At 49.3% G+C, this 21,086-nt stretch carries 17 protein-coding genes; 7 read left to right on the top strand and 10 right to left on the bottom strand.

The window, feature by feature from the left end:
- Positions 1 to 332: 332 nt before the first annotated feature.
- The gene (locus IZU26_RS09510; RefSeq protein WP_433278599.1) at positions 333 to 1,211 is read left to right on the top strand and encodes an Rpn family recombination-promoting nuclease/putative transposase; all 879 of its coding nucleotides are present in this window, start codon (positions 333 to 335) and stop codon (positions 1,209 to 1,211) included.
- Positions 1,212 to 1,349: 138 nt separating this feature from the next.
- On the opposite strand, the gene dusB is transcribed toward IZU26_RS09510, so the two are convergent.
- The 5 genes from dusB to IZU26_RS09485 form a co-directional block, all read right to left on the bottom strand.
- Positions 1,350 to 2,342 carry a tRNA dihydrouridine synthase DusB gene (gene dusB / locus IZU26_RS09505; protein ID WP_433278597.1) on the bottom strand — a complete coding sequence of 331 codons (993 nt, stop codon included), beginning with the start codon at positions 2,340 to 2,342 and terminating at the stop codon, positions 1,350 to 1,352.
- Positions 2,342 to 3,124, bottom strand: a complete 783-nt coding sequence (locus tag IZU26_RS09500) for a TatD family hydrolase (RefSeq protein ID WP_021330397.1) — start codon at positions 3,122 to 3,124, stop codon at positions 2,342 to 2,344. The genes dusB and IZU26_RS09500 overlap by 1 nt, the downstream gene beginning before the upstream one ends.
- Positions 3,125 to 3,322: 198 nt before the next feature.
- Complete coding sequence (locus tag IZU26_RS09495; RefSeq protein ID WP_021330393.1) at positions 3,323 to 3,640, bottom strand: winged helix-turn-helix domain-containing protein; 318 nt, start codon at positions 3,638 to 3,640, stop codon at positions 3,323 to 3,325.
- Positions 3,627 to 4,235, bottom strand: coding sequence for a hypothetical protein (locus IZU26_RS09490; protein WP_021330401.1), 609 nt, complete (start codon positions 4,233 to 4,235; stop codon positions 3,627 to 3,629). Before IZU26_RS09490 ends, IZU26_RS09495 begins: the two co-directional genes overlap by 14 nt.
- A gap of 91 nt (positions 4,236 to 4,326) precedes the next feature.
- Positions 4,327 to 4,824: a hypothetical protein gene (locus IZU26_RS09485; RefSeq protein ID WP_433278594.1), complete on the bottom strand. Its 498-nt coding sequence runs from the start codon at positions 4,822 to 4,824 to the stop codon at positions 4,327 to 4,329.
- A gap of 340 nt (positions 4,825 to 5,164) precedes the next feature.
- On the opposite strand from IZU26_RS09485, the gene IZU26_RS09480 reads away from it, so the two are divergent.
- The 4 genes from IZU26_RS09480 to gpmA all read left to right on the top strand — a co-directional run bounded on the left by IZU26_RS09480 (position 5,165) and on the right by gpmA (position 11,813).
- Positions 5,165 to 7,540: an adenylate/guanylate cyclase domain-containing protein gene (locus IZU26_RS09480; protein ID WP_433278592.1), complete on the top strand. Its 2,376-nt coding sequence runs from the start codon at positions 5,165 to 5,167 to the stop codon at positions 7,538 to 7,540.
- 288 nt (positions 7,541 to 7,828) lie between these two features.
- A complete protein-coding gene (locus IZU26_RS09475; RefSeq protein ID WP_038081088.1) occupies positions 7,829 to 8,161 on the top strand; it encodes a metal-sensing transcriptional repressor in 333 nt (110 codons plus the stop codon).
- 13 nt (positions 8,162 to 8,174) lie between these two features.
- Positions 8,175 to 10,799 (top strand): heavy metal translocating P-type ATPase, encoded by a 2,625-nt coding sequence (locus IZU26_RS09470; protein ID WP_433278589.1) that lies wholly within the window; start codon positions 8,175 to 8,177, stop codon positions 10,797 to 10,799.
- 267 nt (positions 10,800 to 11,066) lie between these two features.
- Positions 11,067 to 11,813, top strand: coding sequence for a 2,3-diphosphoglycerate-dependent phosphoglycerate mutase (gene gpmA, locus IZU26_RS09465; RefSeq protein ID WP_021330399.1), 747 nt, complete (start codon positions 11,067 to 11,069; stop codon positions 11,811 to 11,813).
- Positions 11,814 to 11,994: 181 nt separating this feature from the next.
- On the opposite strand, the gene IZU26_RS09460 is transcribed toward gpmA, so the two are convergent.
- From IZU26_RS09460 to IZU26_RS09440, 5 genes are all read right to left on the bottom strand, one after another.
- Positions 11,995 to 12,795: a hypothetical protein gene (locus IZU26_RS09460; protein ID WP_021495751.1), complete on the bottom strand. Its 801-nt coding sequence runs from the start codon at positions 12,793 to 12,795 to the stop codon at positions 11,995 to 11,997.
- A 7-nt stretch (positions 12,796 to 12,802) separates the two neighbouring features.
- The gene (locus IZU26_RS09455; protein WP_021330338.1) at positions 12,803 to 13,153 is read right to left on the bottom strand and encodes a hypothetical protein; all 351 of its coding nucleotides are present in this window, start codon (positions 13,151 to 13,153) and stop codon (positions 12,803 to 12,805) included.
- Between the two features lie 18 nt (positions 13,154 to 13,171).
- Positions 13,172 to 15,427 (bottom strand): hypothetical protein, encoded by a 2,256-nt coding sequence (locus IZU26_RS09450; protein WP_433278586.1) that lies wholly within the window; start codon positions 15,425 to 15,427, stop codon positions 13,172 to 13,174.
- 4 nt (positions 15,428 to 15,431) lie between these two features.
- Positions 15,432 to 19,319, bottom strand: coding sequence for a fibronectin type III domain-containing protein (locus IZU26_RS09445; RefSeq protein ID WP_433278584.1), 3,888 nt, complete (start codon positions 19,317 to 19,319; stop codon positions 15,432 to 15,434).
- Between the two features lie 93 nt (positions 19,320 to 19,412).
- On the bottom strand, positions 19,413 to 19,886 hold the full coding sequence (locus IZU26_RS09440; protein ID WP_310822207.1) for a COG2426 family protein: 474 nt from the start codon (positions 19,884 to 19,886) through the stop codon (positions 19,413 to 19,415).
- A gap of 120 nt (positions 19,887 to 20,006) precedes the next feature.
- On the opposite strand from IZU26_RS09440, the gene IZU26_RS09435 reads away from it, so the two are divergent.
- Positions 20,007 to 20,726: an AzlC family ABC transporter permease gene (locus tag IZU26_RS09435; RefSeq protein ID WP_433278582.1), complete on the top strand. Its 720-nt coding sequence runs from the start codon at positions 20,007 to 20,009 to the stop codon at positions 20,724 to 20,726.
- Positions 20,723 to 21,055, top strand: a complete 333-nt coding sequence (locus IZU26_RS09430; protein ID WP_433278580.1) for a branched-chain amino acid transporter permease — start codon at positions 20,723 to 20,725, stop codon at positions 21,053 to 21,055. Before IZU26_RS09435 ends, IZU26_RS09430 begins: the two co-directional genes overlap by 4 nt.
- Positions 21,056 to 21,086 lie beyond the last annotated feature (31 nt).

The following is a 21,086-nucleotide window of genomic DNA, read 5'->3' as shown; positions in this document are numbered from 1 at the left end:
GCGTGAAGTTCCCCGCGCAGCAATCGCCGAGCGTCTCCTATCACAAAGCGCACCGTAAACGCCGCACTTTGTGTCCTCATAAGGAATCGCAGTCGGCTTTCATACTTTTTATTACATCCGAACGGATGAAGTATGAAAGCCTCCGCACGGATAAAAGAAAAACGCGTCAAGCGTTTTTCGCCTTACGACTTCCTCAGAGCGATTGCGAGCAGTGTCCGTTTGCGGTACATCCGTTTATTTTCATAAAAAACCGCGTAATTTATCACTTTGTAAACGATATATAGGTCAACGGCTTTCTTTGCCGTACTATCTCAACAACTGAGGATATCCCCATGGAATATACCCATAAACCCGTCGAAGAACTTACCTTTACCGACGACTTTATGTTCGGCACGGTCATGAAAAACAAAGGAATTTGTAAAGGCGTATTGGAGCGCTTATTGCACATCAAAGTCGGTAAAATCGAATATCCCTCCCTGCAAAAAACGATAGCACCGTTTTACGAAAGCAAGGGTATACGCCTTGACGTCTATGTTTCCGACTCGGAGCGTGTCTTCGATATAGAAATACAAACGTCAATCCCGCCGTCTCTTCCCAAGCGTACGCGTTATTACCAAAGCCTTATGGATGTCGATAACCTCTTGAGAGGACAGAGTTATGCGGAATTAAAAGAGAGCTATGTCATCTTTATCTGTACGCAGGATCCCTTCGGCAAAGGCTTACCCGTATACGAGTTCTACAATATCTGTACCGCCGACGGTACGCTTTTTCTTGATGACAAAAGCGTTAAGGTGTTTTATAATGTGGGTGCCTACGGTAAAGAAGATGAGCCTGAATTGAGCGCTTTGTTGGAGTATCTTTGCGAGAGGCGGGCGACGAGCGGTTTTACGCAGCACATCGATGCGCTTGTCGAAAAAGCGAAACGGAACGAAAAGTTCAGGAGCTGGTATATGTCGTTGAATATTTGGAAAGATGATTTACTAAGAGAGGGTTCACAGCTGGGTGAAAAGATTGGTTTTGAACGAGGCGTTGCTGCAGGAATACGCAAAGGCAGGAGAGACGGACTCTTACAAGGCCGCCGCGACGGCATTGCCGCGGGATCGTATCAAGCAAAGCGGGAAACGGCAAAGCTGATGGCCGAACGCAAGTACCCGCTCTCTGAGATCCACCTTATGACCGGTCTCACCGAAGCGGAAATCAAAAAACTGTAATAATTATTTGCTTTTCAAAAAGCTCGACATTCAGATTTTTTAGGTAAAAATTGATTCCCGTGGGGTTTGCCGACGGTTTTGTTCCGTTTTGCTTACGGCTTTAGTCCGTCCGTAAAAAATCGGCTGTACTTTCGGTCTTTATCCTCGCAATCCCGAAATTATCGCGCGGTAGTCGGCTTCGCTCGCCGCGTGAACGAGTTTCGCTCTCAGCTCCGCGCCGCCGGGGATGCCTTTCGTATACGCGCAAAATCGCTTCCGCATTTCTTTGCATGCGTTCGCTTCTCCTGCGTCTTCGATGAGGAGTTTAAGTTCTCGGAAACCCGCATCGATGCGCGCTCTGATGCCGACGTCTTCATAGCTTCCGGTCGTGAGGAGCGCCTTTGTCTTTGTAAAGATAAACGGATTTCCCATCGTACCGCGCGCAAACATCACCGCATCGCAGCCGGTCGCTTCGAACATCGCCCGTGCGTCTTCCGGTGAAAAGAGATCGCCCGATCCGAAGACGCCGACGCGGCCGGACACAAATGAAACGAGCTCGGCGAGCGCATTCCAATCGGCTTTGCCTTCGTAGCCCTGCGCCCTCGTCCGCGGGTGCATCGTAATCGCGGCGACGCCTGCCGAAAGAGCCGCGTCCGCCGCTTCTTTCCACGTGATCGTTTTATCGTCCCAGCCTGAGCGGATCTTTACGGTGACGGGGATGCGCCTTTTTGCATGTTCGACTGCACGGACGGCCGCTTGTACGACGGCGTATAATTTTTCGGGATCTCTCGTAAGTGCGGCTCCGGCTCCGGTTTTTACGATTTTCGGAACGGGGCAGCCGCAGTTTATGTCGATGCATGCGCAATCGGTTTTTTCGGCGACGAGGGCGGCCGCCTTTGCGATGACGTCCGGATTGCCGCCGAAGATTTGTACAGCATACGCCGTTTCGTTTTCAGCTTTCCGCAAAAGACGTTCGGTTTTATCGTTGTCTCGGACGAGCGCTTCGGCGGATACCATTTCGGTATATGTGAACGAAGCGCCGCAGTCGACGCAGATCGAACGGAACGAGCGGTCGCTGTATCCCGCGACGGGCGCGAGGAATATGTTTCCGTCGAGCGTCAGAGAACCGATCGCAACGGGATGATACGGCATTATTCGGGGAGGTTAAACGCTTTGCAGCTGTTTTTCCAAAGTTGATCGGCAAGCTGTTCGATATCCGTTTCGAGCAGATCGGCAAGGAAATGCGCCGTCGACGTGATGTATGCCGGCATCGTACGCTTTTTTTCGCGGAATTCGGCCGGAATCATAAAGGGACTTTCCGTTTCGATGAGGATCCTGTCGACGGGTACGTTGAGCGCCGTTTCGTGGAGGTTGCGCGCATTGCGGTACGTTAAATTTCCCGCGAACGAAAACCACACGTTCATGCCCGCATCGAGGCAGCGCTTTGCATAGACTGCGTCTTCCGAATAGCAGTGGAAAATCGCACCCGATTGCGGAATGCGTTCGGAAAGTACGTCGAATATGTCTTTACCAGCGTCTCGGTTGTGGATGATAACCGGCAGATTGTGCTTTTGTGCGATCTCGAGCTGTGTGATAAACAATTCGATTTGCGAGCGCTTGTCGCCGAATTGCTTATAATAATCGAGTCCCGTTTCGCCGACGGCGACGACGTTCGGCAATTTGAGATTTTCTTCGATCGTATTTGCGTAGTCTTTGCCCGGATTCGTCACTTCGGACGGAGCGACTCCGACTGCATGGTAGATGCCGTTTACCGCTTTCAGCGTATTGTACACGCGCGTAAAATCGAGGAGACTGTTATTGATGGATATGATGCGGGCAACGCCGGCCTGTTTTGCCTGCTGAATGACGCGGAGCTGCTCAATAGGGTCATCATAGATCAGCCCGATGTGGGCGTGAGTATCAAAAAATTGCATGGCATTTCTCCTATAAATAAAAACTTTCGAAGAACGTATGTTTTCGAAAGTACACGCAGCGAATCGGAAATATACCGATGTTATTGTTTCTATAAAGATACCACAGCTTTTGCGTGAAGTCAAACTATTTTTACGAACGTGTTGAGCGTACATTTGACCCGGATACGGCGCATTTTCCTTTCTGTGTATATCTGCACTTCACTTTTCCAAGAGCGATGCGAGCTGCTGGGCATATTTTTTTACCGCTCTTCGTCCGAGCGGGGTTGCGCTGTACAGTGTCACGGGCTTTCGATTTACGAACCGTTTTTCGACCGTCAGATAACCGGCGTTTTCCAATTTTTTGCAGTGAACGGTCAGATTGCCGTCGGTCGCATGTACCGTATCGCGCAGCGCGGTAAATTCGATTTTTTGGCAGCCGAGGAGAACGGACATAACCGCAAGGCGCAGGCGGGAAGACAGCTGCTCGTCGAGCAGGCGGTGATCGAAAAAATCGACTTGCCGATCAGCAGCGGTCATCGGACGACTTCTTTTTTCGCATGATGATGAGAGCGGCGAGGGCGGGGATTGCAAGCAAAACGAAAGTTGCCGCGCTTATGATGAGCGGAGCTGTGTGCGGCCCCACAAAGAGGCAGGGCAGTGCGGACAAGAGCCAGAGGACGCCTTCCGCGTACATGATAATCCTTGCGCGCCTTTGTATCAGCGTTCCGCTCGTAACACATCCGACCGCTATCAATATGCCGATGATGAAAAAAACGGCGGAAAAATCGAGCTTGCCGAAAAACGACAGTACAAAATTCAATACGATGACAAAACCGATACTGCCCCATAGAGCGGCAAAGATGCGGTCACTTGCCCTTTGTATTTTTTCCTGCCGTTGCCGGCGGAAATACAGCGGTAAAAAAAGCTGGCAAAATCCGATGACGAAAAGCCAAATGAGCCACACGTATTTTGCCGAACCGAAAAACAAACAACCGTACGTTGCACCCGTTCCGACGGGAATGGCAATGCCGTATACCGAAAACGGCACGAGCATCGATTCGAAACCCGCTTCGGCGTCTTCCGCCAATGCACCGATTAAAGACAGCTGTTCTTCTATCTCTTCGTCGTTCATACTGCAGTACCTTTTTGCAACATCCTCAGAATATAGAAAACGCCGATTAAAGTCGAGTGCACATCGGCGCTTTTATATTCGATTGTGTGTTTTATCGGTACATCGGGAGCGTGTAGCGCATACCGGCTTTTGCGTGAAAGCCGAATCCGCCGCCTCCGATTTCGGTAAAAAAGCTGAAGTTGACCGGCTTTTGGGTCATAAAGAATTCAAAGCCGAAAAATCCCTGACCCGTTATGGCAACCGTATACTCTTCGTCGAGGGGAAAACGTGCCATGGGCCCGCCGCCGCCGTACAAGCGGATATTTGCCGTTTGCATCAGATGTCCGCCCATTATCGAAAAATCGACGACAGGGTATCCGTATGTGTACTCGCTGTCGGGGAAATAGTATTCCGCATTTAGTCGGAACGCGAACGAATTGTCGAAAAACCACGGAGACGTGACGGCGGTCGATAGAGCGAAATCGCTTTTGAGACCGGACAGTGCGAAATCGAATCCCATGCCGGTTTCCGATTTTTCCCTTCCTTCTTTTGCAAACGTGCACGCGTATGCCGCACATAGAAGGCATATACCGCATAAAATCTTTTTCATAAAATACTTCCTTGTGTGTCTGAAAATCTTGCCGTCGAAGCCGGATAAAAAGCTGCAGTCTTTTATACTCGGTTTCGATTTCCGGAACAGTATAACTTATTTACTTTATTTTGTAAAGTGCTTTATAATTTTTTATGTCGAATTTCGAAGACGTCGATTGTCGGTCGGTGCATACAATCCCTTGCAGGTATTCTCGCGTGTCGGTCATTTCGGAAAAAGATATTGATTGACGTATTTGTAATGACGTATTACAATTACTTTGGGTCGGAAAAAGCAGCTGACTTTATTCTTTATGTTGATATTTTATACAATGAAGCATATTATATAACCATAAATAACTATGATGAAGATCGTATTCGAAAAAATCAAAAAAAACGGGAGACAAATTGCGGCTTCTCCCCTGACTTTCAGAGTGCTGTCCCTTGTCGTTCTTGCCGAACTTATGCTGTTTCCTTTCAGCATGAACCGAATGGATTTGTTTCATCCCGAACAAACTTCGCGCTTGCTTTTCCCGTTTACCGTATTGCTGTCGGGGACGGTAACGAAAAGTTTTAATTTTTTTTATATTTGCTGTCTTTCGTTTTTTCTTTTGCCGATAACGTTTATCATCACCGTGCTGTCGTTTTTTCGAAAAGAAATAACTAAGCCCATTGTGTATCTGTGTTTGCTTGTTTCGCTGATGTTTTATTTGGCGGCGTCGGTTTGCGGAATCATTTTATTTGCGGATACGGCCCGCTGGTTTTCCGCGCTGAGTCCACTCGCATATATTGCATTCTTTTCGGCTTTTATTTTGCATTCACGACTCATCACCGTCGGAATAATTTCCATAAAAGCGCAAAACGAATCGTATGTGGAATATAAAGAATTATTAAAAGAAGAAGAAAAAAAAGAAGCCGTCCTTAGGAAAAAGGCGGCGGAAAAATTGAAAAGACGAAAAAAAAACGGAGCCGATGCGCTTGAAAGTTTTGATACCGTAAAAGCGGTGTTAAAAGAATGGATGCATAGAGTAAGAACTTTTAAAATCAAAACGCGCATAAAAACGAAAATAACCGTCGTTATTCTTTTGACGATCCTTGTCATCCTTTCGACGTTTATCTACACCGATTTGAAAAATTATAAAATGCTTGTTTCGCAGACCGCTGATAATACGGGCAAAAATCTTGCGGAGCAGGTTGCCGCGATTTACGATTTTTCCGACGGGCTGCATACGAAGATAAGCGCGTTTCTCGAAGGCATAAAAAAAACAAATGCGTCTTCTCCTTTTCCTTGTCAAAGAGCGGATATTATTACGACAAGCAGTAAATCGAATGTCTTTCTCGACGAAATCGATTATTCTACGGAGCTGCCGGAATTCGACGTTTTTTCGTATACGACGGCTGCCGTGCAGATAAATCAAATTCCTGCGGAAGAAAAAAGGATTTTACCGTCGGAAGCCATTCAGTACATAACGCATTATCAAAATATAAATACGAGGGGTAAGCCGATTTGTAAGTCGGAAAAGGACACGTGCATCTACGTCTATCCGGTAACTTTTTCGCGCAGAGAGGGACAAAAGCTCGTGGGATTTTCGGTCGTTACGTATTTGAAAGAAGTCTTAAACCGGCCGTATTTTCAGGCGAAAGTTTTTATCCTTTCGATTTCGGTGATCTTTTTCTATGTTTCCATAATCGTCACGCTGTTTCTCGCGGACTTTATAGTAAATCCCGTTCTCTTTCTTTGCGGCAACATCAGAAAAACGGCGAACAGCCTCAGCGATATGCTTGCCGGAAACGCAAAGATCGAATCCGGTAAATTGATTTTTGAAGAAACCGTCCATACGAACGATGAGATAAAAAATCTTTCCGTCGAAATAAAAAATATCGTATCGCTTGTGCGCGGGATGCTTCCCTATGTGTCGTTTCACACGGTGCAAAACGCTGAAAAAAAAGCCGGCCGTTTGAGTACGACGCGGGAACTGTGCTTTTTGTTTACGGATATCCGCGGTTTTACGAGCCTTTGCGAAAAAGTACCGCCGAAAGAAGTTATACGGCTTTTAAATCATTACCTCGACATAGAAACGAAAATCATTTTCGATAACGACGGCGACGTCGATAAATATGTCGGCGACGAAATAATGGCGTTTTTTTCCGGTCCGAAAAAGGAAATCAATGCCTGTAAAGCCGCGATGGAAATTCGCAAAGCGATGTATCGCGAAAAACAGCTCGCGTTGGAAAAAGGTGCGGCCGCTATTGCCGTCGGTATCGGAATCAATTCCGGATCCGTCGTATTCGGCTCGGTCGGCTCGGAAACGCGCAAAGATTTTACATCGATCGGAGATACCGTAAATCTTGCAGCCCGGCTTGAAAGTGCGAATAAGGAATACGGTTCGAAATCGATTATCTCGGAAACCGTTTATAAAAAGCTCGGAAAAGACTTCGTGTGCCGCGAGCTCGACTATATAACGGTTAAAGGGAAAACGAAACCCGTGCGTATTTATGAAGTGCTGCAATCGAAAGAAGGAACGACCGATAAAATTCTCGATCTGAAACGGACGTTTGAAACCGGTTTGTCGTATTACCGAAAGAGAAAATGGCAGCATGCAAAAAAATATTTTTCCGAAAATGCGAAAAAATACAACGATGCACCGTCAAAAGTATTTTTAAAAAGAATTGAGCGCTATCAGGTATCGCCGCCGAAACAGGAATGGAAAGGCGTTTTTGTAATGACCGGGAAATAGCGAGATGATATGTTTTTAATTGACGGGGAATGATACTCTACATACTGCCGTACATTGCCGTTCGTTCGAGTGTCATTCTCATAAGGCGGTTGCACTCGCAATGAAGCCCATTTTATTACCTCCTTAAAGTGAAAAGGGCTTTCATTGCTCTATACTTTTATGATATCCGTTCATTCCGCCGCTTTGCGTGCCGTCCTGTTTTCCTTTCGTTGCCGGTTCGATCACTATCCTGCTTGACATATACCCCCTAGGGGTATTATATTGAAAACGTCTTTTACGGGGGAAACTATGGCAAAGGAAGGTAAGGAAAAGGCGGCGTCGAAAAAAACGTGTACACGCTGCCAATACAAACACACGCCGCGCGGGGAAGCATCCGTCCGTGCGCTTCATTCGCGCTTAAACCGGATCATCGGCCAGCTTAACGGGATCAAATCGATGCTCGATGAAAACCGCTACTGCGGAGACGTGCTCATTCAAGTTTCCGCCGCCGAAAGCGCGTTTCGTACCTTCGGCTACATGATTTTGCGCGACCACTTGGAAAGCTGCGTTACGGAAGAGATAAAAAAAGGCAATACGAAAATCATCGATGAAACGATGCGGCTAATAGAAAGACTTCAATAACGAGGCAATGTATATGGTAAAATTTTCGGTAAGCGGCATGACGTGCGCGGCGTGCAGCGCCCATGTCGAAAAAGCGGTCGCCGCAGTTCCCGGTGTCGAAAGCGTTTCGGTAAGTCTTTTGACGAATTCGATGAACGTCGATTTCGCATCCCCTGCAAGTGCCGAGGCGATCTGCATTGCAGTCGATAAAGCGGGTTATAATGCTTCCCTCGATACGAAAGATGTGCGCTCGGCGGATGCGGCGTCCAAACGCGCGTCGCTCGAAGACACGGAAACGCCGCGCCTCGTAAAGCGCCTTATTGCGTCTCTCGTTTTGCTTGTGCCGCTCATGTATGTGTCCATGGGACACATGATGTGGAAGTGGCCCGTCCCGCTCGCCGTGCACAACAATCCTGCATCGATCGCGCTCTATGAAATGCTGCTTGCGCTTTCCGTCATGCTTATCAACAGGCGATTTTTTACGAGCGGTTTTAAAAGCTTTGTACACGGAGCTCCGAATATGGACACGCTCGTCGCGCTCGGAAGCGGAGCTTCATTCGCATACAGCACGACCGTTTTATTTTTGATGACCTTTGCGATGGCTTCGGGCGATATGAAGAGCGCACATGCGTACCTGCACGATCTGTATTTCGAATCGTCGGCGATGATCCTTACGCTCATCACCGTCGGCAAAACGCTTGAATCCTACAGCAAAGGAAAAACGACGAATGCGATCAAATCGCTTATGGATTTGGCGCCGGAACAAGCGCACGTCATGCGTGATGGAAAGGAAGTAACGATTCCCGCGTCCGAAGTAAAAGTCGGTGATGTGTTTATCGTGCGGCCGGGAGAGCGCATTCCCGTAGACGGAACGGTGACCGAGGGAGCGAGCGCGGTAAACGAGTCCGCTCTTACCGGAGAAAGCCTCCCCGTCGATAAAGAGCGAGGAAGCGGCGTGAGCGCTGCGACATTGAATCAAAACGGATTTCTCACGTGTCGGGCAACCCGCGTCGGAAGAGACACTTCTTTAAGCAAAATTATCGATATGGTGGAAAACGCCGCCGCAACGAAAGCGCCCGCGGCAAAGCTCGCGGATAAAGTGTCGGGTATCTTCGTCCCCTCCGTCATTATTTTAGCGGTCGGTACGGGGATCGTGTGGCTCGCTGCGGGCGCGGAAGCAGGCTTTGCCCTTGCTCGTGCCGTGAGCGTGCTTGTCATCAGCTGCCCCTGTGCGTTAGGCCTTGCTACTCCCGTCGCTATCATGGTCGGAAGCGGACTCGGCGCAAAGCACGGCATTTTGTTTAAAACGGCCGCCGCACTCGAAGCCTGCGGTAAAACGGACGTCGTTGTGCTCGATAAAACGGGGACGCTGACGGAGGGGAAGCCGCGCGTTACTGACATATACACCGACGAGAGCGAAGAAAAATTATTAAAAATTGCCGGAAGCCTCGAAGCGAAGAGTGAACACCCGCTTTCACGCGCGGTTATGGAAGCCGTTGCGGAACGGCGCATTGCCTACGAAACCGCAGACGACTTTGCCGCACTTCCGGGATTCGGAGTGCGCGGAACGGTCGCGGGCAAGAGCGCGTTCGGCGGGAATGCGGCGCTTATGGAAGAGCATCATGTACTTTCGGCAAGCTTAAAAGAAAAGGGCGAAGCTTTTGCCGAAGAGGGGAAGACGCCGCTCTATTTTGCCGAAGACGAAAAAGCGCTCGGCATCATAGCCGTAGCCGATGTTGCAAAATCCGACAGCGCCGAAGCGGTCCGAACTCTGTACGATGAAGGCATAGCCGTTGTCATGCTTACGGGTGACAACCGCCGTACAGCGCGGGCGGTTGCAAAAACGGTCGGCATACGCTCGGTCGTGTCGGACGTACTTCCCGACGGAAAGGACGAAGTTGTTTCGCGTCTTCAAACATACGGGCGCGTCGCGATGGTCGGCGACGGCATAAACGATGCGCCTGCTTTGACGCGGGCGGATATCGGTATCGCGATCGGAGCCGGAACCGATGTCGCACTCGATTCGGCCGACGTCGTGCTCATGAAGTCGACGCTTACGGACGTAAGCGCGGCCGTAAACCTGTCGCGCGGCGTTTTGACGAACATCAAAGAAAATCTTTTTTGGGCGTTTTGCTACAACGTCATCGGCATTCCCGTCGCGGCGGGAGCGCTGTTCCCCGCGTTCGGCATCGCGTTGAATCCCATGCTCGGCGCGGCGGCGATGAGTTTGTCGAGTTTTTGCGTCGTCACAAACGCCCTGCGTTTGAATCTCTTCGACATATACAAAAAGCGGAAGACGAAAAAGCGGCCGGTCGAACTGCCGGACGAAGCGTTTACGGCGGACGGCAAAGCGGCAACTGCGCTTTCGCCTGCACCGGACGGCAAAGCGGCAAATACGTTTACAGCTGCAGACGGCGCTGTAAACAACGATATAACGGAGGAACCGAAAATGACAAAGACGATTGCAATCGACGGAATGATGTGCGACCACTGCCGCCGGCATGTCGAAAAAGCGCTTTCGGCGATCGACGGCGTGACGAAAGTAGACGTAAGTTTAAAAGACAAAAACGCGGTCGTTGCGCTTTCAAAAGATGTGGGTGAAAAAACGCTTTCCGATGCCGTAAGCGAAGCGGGCTATACGCCGCTCGGCGTCCGCTGACGGAGAAGCGATCGGTATACGTGTGTGACGGTGTACATTAAGTTGCATCCGTTGACGAAGGGCGGGACGCCGTCGTGCAAGGGTGCCGGCATACCGTAAAATGGGGCAAGGTAACCGCAGCGGAAAATATATTCTCCAAAAAACGTATACGCTCCGGTTGCCCGACACGGCGCAATGCGCTATGATAGCGTAAAGTCGTGCGCTGCTTGAACTTTACGCTCGTCGCGCAGGCGTGTGCATGATTGATTTTTTTTATAAGAGGTAAATATGAAATTGGTACTTATTCGGCACGGTGAAAGCGAATGGAACAAATTGAATCTTTTTACCGGCTGGACGGATGTGGAATTGTCCGAAAAGGGGCAGGAAGAAGCGAAACAAGCCGGAGTCACATTGAAAAAAGAAGGCTTCGATTTCGACATTTGCTACACGTCGTTTTTAAAACGCGCGATACACACGCTGAACTTTGCGCTCGCTTCGATGGATCGCGAATGGCTGCCCGTTATAAAAACGTGGAAGCTGAACGAACGGCACTACGGCGCGCTGCAGGGGATGAACAAAGCCGAGACCGCCGAAAAATACGGCGAAGATCAGGTAAAAATCTGGCGCCGCTCCTTCGACGTAACGCCTCCGGCTTTGACGGAAAACGACGAGCGCAGTCCCCGATTGCAGGAAGCATACCGCACGGTAAAAGACAAATCGGTGCTGCCCTTGACCGAAAGCCTTGCGACGACGATCGAACGCGCCGTTCCTTATTTTGAAAGCGAAATCAAACCGCACATGCAAAAAGGCGAGCGCGTGCTCATCGTTGCGCACGGCAATTCGCTTCGCGCCCTCGTAAAATATTTTGAAAACCTGACGAAAGAAGAGATTTTGGAAGTGAACATTCCGACCGGCGTTCCCCTCGTATACGAATTCGACGACAACTTCAAAGTGATCGGAAAAAAATACCTCGGCGACGAAAAAGCGATCGCCGAAAAAATGGCGGGCGTCGCGAATCAGGGCAAAAAGAAATAATCGCACTTCAACGGAACGGCGGATTTTGAAAACCTGAGTTTTTAAAGGTATCCGATAAAATGCGCGAATTTTTTAATCTCGTCGTAATTGCATTGACGCGCTCGCCGGCCGCTTGCACAAAAATTCGAAAATTAATAATACGGGCGTCTCCCGCCGCACTTCGTGCGGCGGGCCGCGTCTTTCAGGATTCCGCTTCCGTATGTTCCGATTCCGGTATGACGGAACCGTCGTTTTCCGCCTGCGGATCCTGTGTTTTTTTCATGTTTGCCGCTTTTTTATCGAGTTTGCGGATATACGTATACCGATTTTGTTTTCGCTTGCTGTATCTGCAGCCGAGCTCAAGCTGATATTGCCAAACAAAATCATAGGGTGCAATCGCACGGTTTGAACCGATATTGCCGTAATCGACGGCGAATATCCCGTTATTGATGACAGTCCATCGTTTTAAGACCGGCAATTCCAAGCCGAGAAGGACGGCGCCTCCGAGCTGTATATGATGATATTCATCCGACAGCTCATATAAAAAATGCGGTCCGAAAGAAAAATTGATATAGACGTATTTCCACATATCCGTTTGAAAAAACGGTCCGTAGTATACATCGAATGCATATAAAATCGGCTGAGTCGCTTTTTGATCCATGCCGTTGAAAGTATGCTTGAACGGGTAATACACGGCTATACGGAGCAGACTGTCAACGGGTTTTATATTTTCGGTTTGCGCTTCACAATACAATCCGACAAGATAATTTTGCCATACGAAATTGCTTCTGTTGTACTTGTCCTGCTTTATGAGGCGCGTTATCTGTGATACCGTTACGCCTTCGTTAAAAACGATAAACGGCTTTTCTTTGATCGCAGGAAATTTCGTTTTCGGGTTAAGCTCGACGGAATCGTCCTGTCCCACATCCTCTTGATCTGCGGAGAAAAGCGGAGACAACGATAACAGCGGAATGATCATCAACAGCAATATATATTTTTTCATAGGTATCCTATTTTGAAATATGAAAGAGCGTCAATGCCTGCGTTTCATTATTGTTGTCTACCCAGTTGAGATACAACATTGCGCCGCGAATATCCCATTCGGTATCAATTGTTCCGCCGGAATTTTTTGTCAAAATAAGCACATTATCGAAAACCGTCCACGATCCCTCATACAAGGTTTTTTGTCCCGTTTCGTCGATGATCGATGCGGAATACGATCCGTCGTTTACAAAGGTTATTCTGTTTCCTTTGTTATCTGCCCATGTCCCATACAGCGGAGAAGGCGTATAGCACGACAGTATGACAAACTGGATGCAGCAGATAATCGAAAAAAATAATAATTTTTTGCACCGTTTCATTTTTACGCCCCTTATGATTTATTCAAGACCGATCGCATAGCTTACGTTGCCTGCAGGAAATCCTTCAGGCGTTACAACATAATGGCCGCCGCCGGCATTACCGCCTTTTATTTCGATATTATCGTATACGATCGTTCCGGGATACATACCCGTACAGGTGACCGTTCCGTCCATGCTTCCGTTGGCACTTATGTTTGCGCTTGTGTTCGTATTTCCGGTAAGTGTAAAATAAATGCCGAGTTGTACACTGCCGCTTATGTAATAGTCGCAGTAGCCGTTGTAGTACATCGTTATGCGCGCACCGAGTCCGCTCATTTTCGCCTCGTATTGCACTTTGCCGCCGATATCGCCTTGTACCGTTTCGCTTCCCAGCGCGCTTGTTCCCGGTTTGTGCATCAAGGTAAGTTTTTGATGCGAACGTTTTATCGTTTTGTTGTATTCCCTAAAATATTGGTCGTAGGTGAGCGCACCGTATCCGCACACCGCATCGGTAAAATTTATTCCTTGCAGCAGACTGTTGAGCGAGAGCACTTTATAATAGTAATAGGTTCCCGTCTTTGCCGTATCGTTTTTATCGATATAGGACAATTCGGTTACCGGCGTTTCGGTGATCCGCCTGAAGCCGTTTGTCTTTTGTGTCGAACGATATATATAATAACCGCCGTCGGCTCCTTCATCGGGCGTATCCCACGTGATCCGTACGGGGTATACTCCTGAAGAGTTAGCGCTGCCGGCATCGCTAAAGCCCTCTATGGCTTTATGCCGTGTCGCCGTTACGTTCTTTGCTTCGTAAGGGGCGGGAGCCGCTACCGTGCTCGCTGCGCTTTGTTGGGTTCCGTTCACCGTTGCAACCGTAAAAAATTTATGGCTGCCGGGATCCGCTTCGACTTCGTAATAGCCGTTTATCGCCGCCGGCATAGATACCGGTATTTTCGTGCTGACGGTATCGGGCGTCGTGCCGCCGAACAAGCGATACGTATAGGTATTGTAATCGTGGTAGATATTCGAATTGGTAAGACATTCGGACGAGCCGAGCGCTGCCGGAAATTTAAACAGCACTTTTGCCGGGCTTGATCCGCGCACTTTCGACACTTCGAACGATGCCGGCGGACTGAGCAGATACGCTTCTGCGGGATGCGCATCCGTCGGCGACGACGCCGAAAACGGTCCTTTTGTAACAGTCGTCGTTCCGTCGCTGTTGACAACCGTTTTGACAGCCTGGACTTGATAATAATAGTACACGTTCGGCTTCAACGACTGGGTATCGGTATAGGATGTCTGTGTTACGGTGTTGCTGCACAGCAAGTACGCGCTGTCGACGGAACTCGTACGATATACCGCGTATGTGATATCGGTGCCGCTTGAGGGATCCCATGTAACGGTGATGTGATCTACGGCAGTGCCCCGTCCGTCCGTAACGCGTACGTTTTGTACTTTCGGAGGTGCGCCTGCTATGAGCGTAAAACCGAGCGCCGGTGCGCTCGCGACGCTTAGATTTCCCGCAGCGTTTTGTGCGTACACGGTATAATAATATTCTTTTCCCTGTTGGGAGGACGGAATAGTATCTTTGTATTGGTTTTGATTTGCCGCAACCCTGCCGAGATACAAACCGTTCGTTCCGTCTCGGTTTTCGCTTCGGTAGATCCGGTAATATGAAACGCTGTCGCTTTTTTCCCATGTAAACATGATGTAATTTTCCGAATCGCCGAGACTCGCACGAGGAGAGCGGGGCGGCGCAAACAGTGTACCCGCTGTAGATTCGGTAAATACGCTCGGATCGTATTTTTTGTATGCGTTTTCTGCGCTTACACGGTAAAAGAAGCCGTATGTATATTCTTTATCCGAATATTTTGCACTTTCGGAATTGAGGATGATATCGGTATAGGATGTTCCCGTAATATAACTCGATGTTATCGGGTTTGTACCGGACGCTTTGATGATTTCAAATTCGCTTTCGTCGGGACGGGTAAAAGTACCGTCGTCGTTTGCCTGTGCAACTGCCCGTTCAAGCCGGTACGACGCCGCTCCCGTTACCGCGCTCCATGTTATGTGAATTTTTACCGCATCCGCATTTTTGCCGTGCGAAACGAAAATCTGTGCCGGTTTATCGAGCTGCGTAATCGGTTTGGCATTCGACAAAAGATCCGTCAGCGTTGCGCTCCTGCCCTTTTGCGTCATGTCTATTTTGCCTTGAAAAAATTGATGGCATGACGTAAAGCCGAACGCAAGGGCGGACAAAACCATACATAATCGAATAGGTGTCGTATGTTTCATAGTATCATTTCCATTTGTTTTCCGTTGCAGACCAATCTAACGCTTCGGGAGGTTTAAGGTCGCCGTAGCTGAATATCGACGAAACGAATTCTCTGAAATTTTTACCGTTTTCTTCCGAACGGTATTTAACGGTATAGCTTCCGCCTCCGTTTTTCATAGACGTAATCGTCGCCGAGCCCGTGTATATGCTTTGCGATGCGAGCGTCAGCGTACAGGGATCGGGATCTCCGCCTCCTCCAAGATCACCCCAGTTTTTATTATCGTAGTGACCGTATTTTTTCGGCATTTTGGGGCCGACCGCGCTGGCATAACAGCGCAGCGTTCCTGATATCGTTTGGAAAAACGGCCCCTTATTTTTATTAAAATAAAAGATCCTTCTCGTCCACCACGTGCCTTCTTTGCTGTATTCGAGAAACTCCGTCGTTTCATTTTTCATGTCGCGGTACATTGCCGTAGCGAGCGACAGCGCCGAAACGAGGGCGAATTCTTTCGGTGTGATTTCACGGTATGCGAACGGATCTCCGTCCGAATACGATGCGGTGATATGCGTTCCGTCCGAAAGAGTTCTCGTTATTTCCATCTTTGCATAGTGTTTATAGTCGCGCAGCACTTGCAGCAAGCCCGAATGCGTGTCGTTTGTCAGTATGGGGATGATGCTCAAACTTTCGTTTGACGGTGTGATCGTCACCGCGTACTCCGATTTATTGTTTAGGGTAACGCTTCCGTCTTGCGAAACCGTTGCGATTTTATTCCAGTTCGCATTATAGTCGCTGTTTTTGATGTACAGCTCATACGTTTTTCCCGGATCGGGTCCGACCGCGCGTTCGTCGTAATTCCACAGCGTCCACCCGATCCGTTCTCCGAATCCCGCTGCGATGCCGTTTTTTATGTTATCCGCGGTACACGTGATCGCAAATGCATAGCCCTTGTTGAGCGGTTCCGACGGACTTTTCGGATCGGAGACGGAAAGCGATGTGAGGTATGTCGCGTGCGGCGCTTCGTCGCTGTAGACGACGGCATAGCCGTACGGAACGGTACGTTCGTTTCCCGTCGGAGCGACGACAAAGTTGCCGTGCGCATCGACAAGTTCCGTCGTTTTTTCCCATTGCGCCCCGCTTCCCGTCATGCGTTTTCGCCACAGTTTCGGTTCCTGCGTCGTTATTCCGTACGGCTTTTGCCATACAATCGTAACGGAATCGGGGCTTTCGGATTTTGTTGCGGTGACTGCAAAGCCGCAGCCGAGCGTGGAACCGGCAGCAAAAATCTTATCGACGTTTTGATAGACGACATCGCGTATCGTTACCTGTGTACGCTTTCCGTTTTCCGAAACGGCTGAAACGTCGTAGACATCGTCTGCGCTTTTCGCGGGGAATACGGTATAGCGATACGGGTATCCCCATGCGAGTTTATCCTGATTGTCTTGCCAAACGGTCATACCCGTTGCCGGAGATGCCGTATAGGTGTCGGTCAGCGTGATTGTATTGCCGGTTATGACGGCACTTGCACCGGAGATGATTTCTTTATTCGCTTGTATTTCATTTGTACTGCCGGTCGGAGTTGCCGGTACGAAATATACGTCGCTTGAAAGAATCTTGTCATTTAAAATATCGCATCGGTCGCGCAGTACGAAATAGCCTGCCGCACCTTGCACCGTATTCCATGTTGCCGTGATTCGATCGGCGGATTGTGCAAGGGTTGCCGTGACATTCGTTTCGGCAGGCCCGAGCGTACGCACTTGTATCGGAGCCGACGCTGCTGCGGCTTTACTGTTTGAAGCCGATACCGTACAGGTAAAAGGTTTTCCCGAAATCTGTGCGTCGGCATATCCTGCAGGTTTACCGATCGTGTAGATGATTTGACCGGTTTCGCCTATCGTATATGAAGTGTGTTCGGACGCCGTATATGAAGACCCCGTCGTATTTTTTTCGAGCGTGCCCGTTACCGTTATACTGCCGCAGGTCAACGTGACGGTATAGATATCCGCTTTTTGTACCGGCTTCCATGAAATCGTGATCGCGCTGTATGCCGGAGAATCGGCATCGAACGTTACGAAGGGAACGCCGAGCGTATACGCAGTTACGGGATCGGATAGAATGGTAATCGTGCCCGTCTTGTATTTTGCACACAGCACATAGATATATGCTTTTCCGTTTTCAAGCGTGGTATCGGTGTAGCTGCCCGTTGTACCGAGTGCCGCGTTATCGGTTTCTTTGAGCGTGCCTTCGATTTTGTATCCGTTTTCGTCGGCGGTATAGCGCTTAAGCGTATAGTCCGTTTCGCTGTCGTAATTCCACGAAATTACCGCTTTGTCCCCGTATCCGTCATCGACTGTGATAGACGCTTTCGGTAAATCGATTTCCGATGTAACAAGTGCGCTTTTTTGCGCCGGAGCGGAGTCGAGCGCATTGTGTACCGCGGTTTCAAGTTCGGCGGCGCCGTGAGGAAAAGTTTTTGAAACGATATACATCGTATACGTATAGTACCCGCAGTTTGTGCTTGCCGCATCTTGGGTGTCATAAGTAAGCACGGCGGCGTTTACGCCTGCGAGGGATTCGTACAGCATATATTTTGAGCCGCTGTAATTATCGGCAATATCGTTGTGATCTTCTTTGACGATAAATACGTAATCGCTTTCTTTACCGTGCGACGTCCAAGCCGCTTTAAATCGCACCGATGTTTTGATGTTCTTTGTCGGATGCGATTCGTTATCGGGAACGGACGTAATATTCGATAATTCGAACAGCGGAACGGCAGCTTCCCAACCTACCGCAAATGAAGATGATGAAGATGACGTCGTATTTTTTTTATAGATATACGATTGGATTTTATATTCGTATTTTATGCCGCGCACAAGATCCGATGTATCGATATACGTGACGGTAGCACCTTCCGTATATGCCGCATTATATGCTTCAAGGGAAGTCGGTTCCGTGTTTGTCCATTTATTTGTCGCTGACTGAGAATAATAAATTTTTTCTTCCAGCGGCATCCATGAATATTCCGTGCCGGTATCACCGGCTGCGATACGCCGGGCGATTTTGAAATATAGCGGATATTTGCTGTAGATTGACTGTTGACCGCCCGTACCCATATCCGTTGTCTGTTTGACATTCGCTTTTTCAGGAAGCGTAAACGACAGCGAAATCATATTTGTAAGAACGCCGCCCGTCGCATGCATATTATCCGGTGCGCTCGGTTTTAACGAAGCAGCCGTTTCCGCATCGACCGCATCGCTTGTTTCAACGGCTTCCTGTGCGGTTTTTAAAAACGCTTCGACCGTGTATTTGTATTTTGTATTTTGCTTCAGATTTGTAAACGTATACGACGTCGGTGCGGATATTCCGTTTGCTCCGCCCGCAATCGTTTCCGTCCGTATAACATCGGAATTGCCTCGGCACGTAATCGTATATTGCAGCGCATCGCAATAGGCATCGGTATTTTCCATATACCAAGAGATCGTTACGCTGTCAGTATTTTCGGTTTGCTGTATGTCGTTGATGACGGGTTGTGCGAGCGTTGTTCCGGAAACAGTTAAGCTCGGTTTCGATTCCGTGCCTGCGTAGGATACGGCCGTTACTTTAAAATACCGTGTCACGCCGGGCATAGCGTCATAAGTATACAAACGTGTGGATGTTTCTCCGACTTTCGGAAAATTACCGAAGGGTGTCGGAGAGGCATACACATAGTAACGCACGGCTTTATGTACTTCCGTCCAGCTCAGTGTGATGGTACGTTTTTCACCTTGTGAGGCGAAAAGGTTTTGCGGAGATGCGATAGTATTGTTTGTTCCTCCGCTCTGTGAACCGTCCAATGCCTGCATCGTCGGTGCGGTGACGAGTTCCGTACATGATAAAAAAATACCGGTTGAAGCCGCGAGCAGCAGAACTTTCAAATAGGAATTACATTGCATTCTCATATAAATTCTCTTCTAATTATATAATACCGATTTTCATTATACTTTCCAACCGTTTGTATTGATACGCGTTTACCGGATAACACCGAACACGCCCAAGCTCACGAGCGCCATGATGACGCCCGCCATGATGACGCCTGCGGTAACGGCGAGCACGGTTTCTTTAAAATCCATATCGAGGACGCTCGCGGCAAGCGTTCCCGTCCATGCGCCCGTTCCCGGAAGCGGTATGCCGACGAAGAGCATGAGCGCGACAAAAAGTCCCCGTCCCGCTTTTGCCTGCAGTTTTTTGCCCGCTTTTTTTCCTTTAATAAGAAAAAACGTACAGATGCTTCCGATGATTTTTTTGTCCGCGCCCCATTCGAGAAATTTTCTCGCAAAAAGGTAGATGATCGGCACGGGAAGCATATTACCCGCGATGCAGACGGCGTACGACTGTAAAAGCGGCAAGGGCGGCGTAAACGCCTGCGATACGGGAATTGCGCCGCGCAGTTCGATAAGCGGTATCATTGCAATAAAAAAAATCCACAGATAGTGAGAAAGCATGAGTATAAGTATAGCGTATTTTGCCGATCGATAGAAGCGCCCCGTAAAATGCTCGACTTAGTTTTTATAAAACGATATACTGCAAAATACATATCGAAATCGGAGACAATACGGCAGGATATGATGGAGCGCAGATATTTCGCCGAAGCGGCAAAAATCACTATTCCGGTTTTGTTCGGTTATACGGCGATCGGGATCCCCTTCGGTTTGATGATCGTAAACGCGGGCTATCCGGTGTGGATCGCGCCGGTTATGAGCATAACGATGTACGCGGGTGCGGGACAATACGTCGCCGTCGGCTTGTTTGCGTCGAGCGCGCCGCTCGGTGCGATCGCGTTCACGGAACTCCTCGTCAATATCCGCCACATCGTGTACGGTCTTTCGCTTATCACGCGTTTTAAAAACGTCGGTGCATGGAAACCGTATCTGATCTTTGCGCTGACCGACGAAACCTATTCGCTGCTTACGAACTGTACCGTACCGGAAGGCGCAAACGCAGGCGCGTTTTACGGCACGATCGCCCTGCTCGACCACCTGTATTGGATTTTGGGCGGCGTCATCGGAGCCGTTGCGGGGCAATTCATTCCGTTTTCGCTCGCGGGCGTGGACTTTGCACTCACCGCCCTCTTTATGGTGCTGCTCATCGAACAGCTTGCCAAATCGCGCGACGCCACGCCTCCGCTCATCGGAGCCCTTGCCGCGCTCGCCGCCGTTGTCCTTTCCCGCTGCGGTCTTTTTCCGTCGGGGCATATACTCATCGCTGCAATCGCCTTTGCGCTCGCCGCCCTCGTCGCAGTACGCGGCAAAAAATTCAAAACCGAAACGGAGACTCCCCTATGACCCCGCTTACTCTCGCTGCAGTGCTCATCGCGACCGGCATATCCGCGCTCATCGTCTTTGCGACGCGCGCCTTTCCGTTTATACTGTTTTCGTACCGCGATCCGCCGCGCATCATCACCTTTGTCGAAAAATATATCCCGCCGATGATCATAGCGATCCTCGTCGTATACTGCTTTAAAGACATCGAGTTTACGTCCCGCCCGTGGGGGCTTCCGTCCGTCATTGCGCTCGGAGCGACGGCGATTTTACACGTATGGAAACGGAACGCGATGGTGAGCATCTTCGGCGGCACACTGCTGTATATGGCGCTGTCTCGGCTGCCGTATTGACGAGGATTGGCGAGAGCCGTATTGACGCCGG

Source organism: Treponema sp. SP13 (genome assembly GCF_050938355.1).
Lineage (GTDB): Bacteria > Spirochaetota > Spirochaetia > Treponematales > Treponemataceae > Treponema_D > Treponema_D socranskii.
Note: the sequence above shows the minus strand (reverse complement) of the source record. Positions and strands in the feature narration are given on the sequence as shown.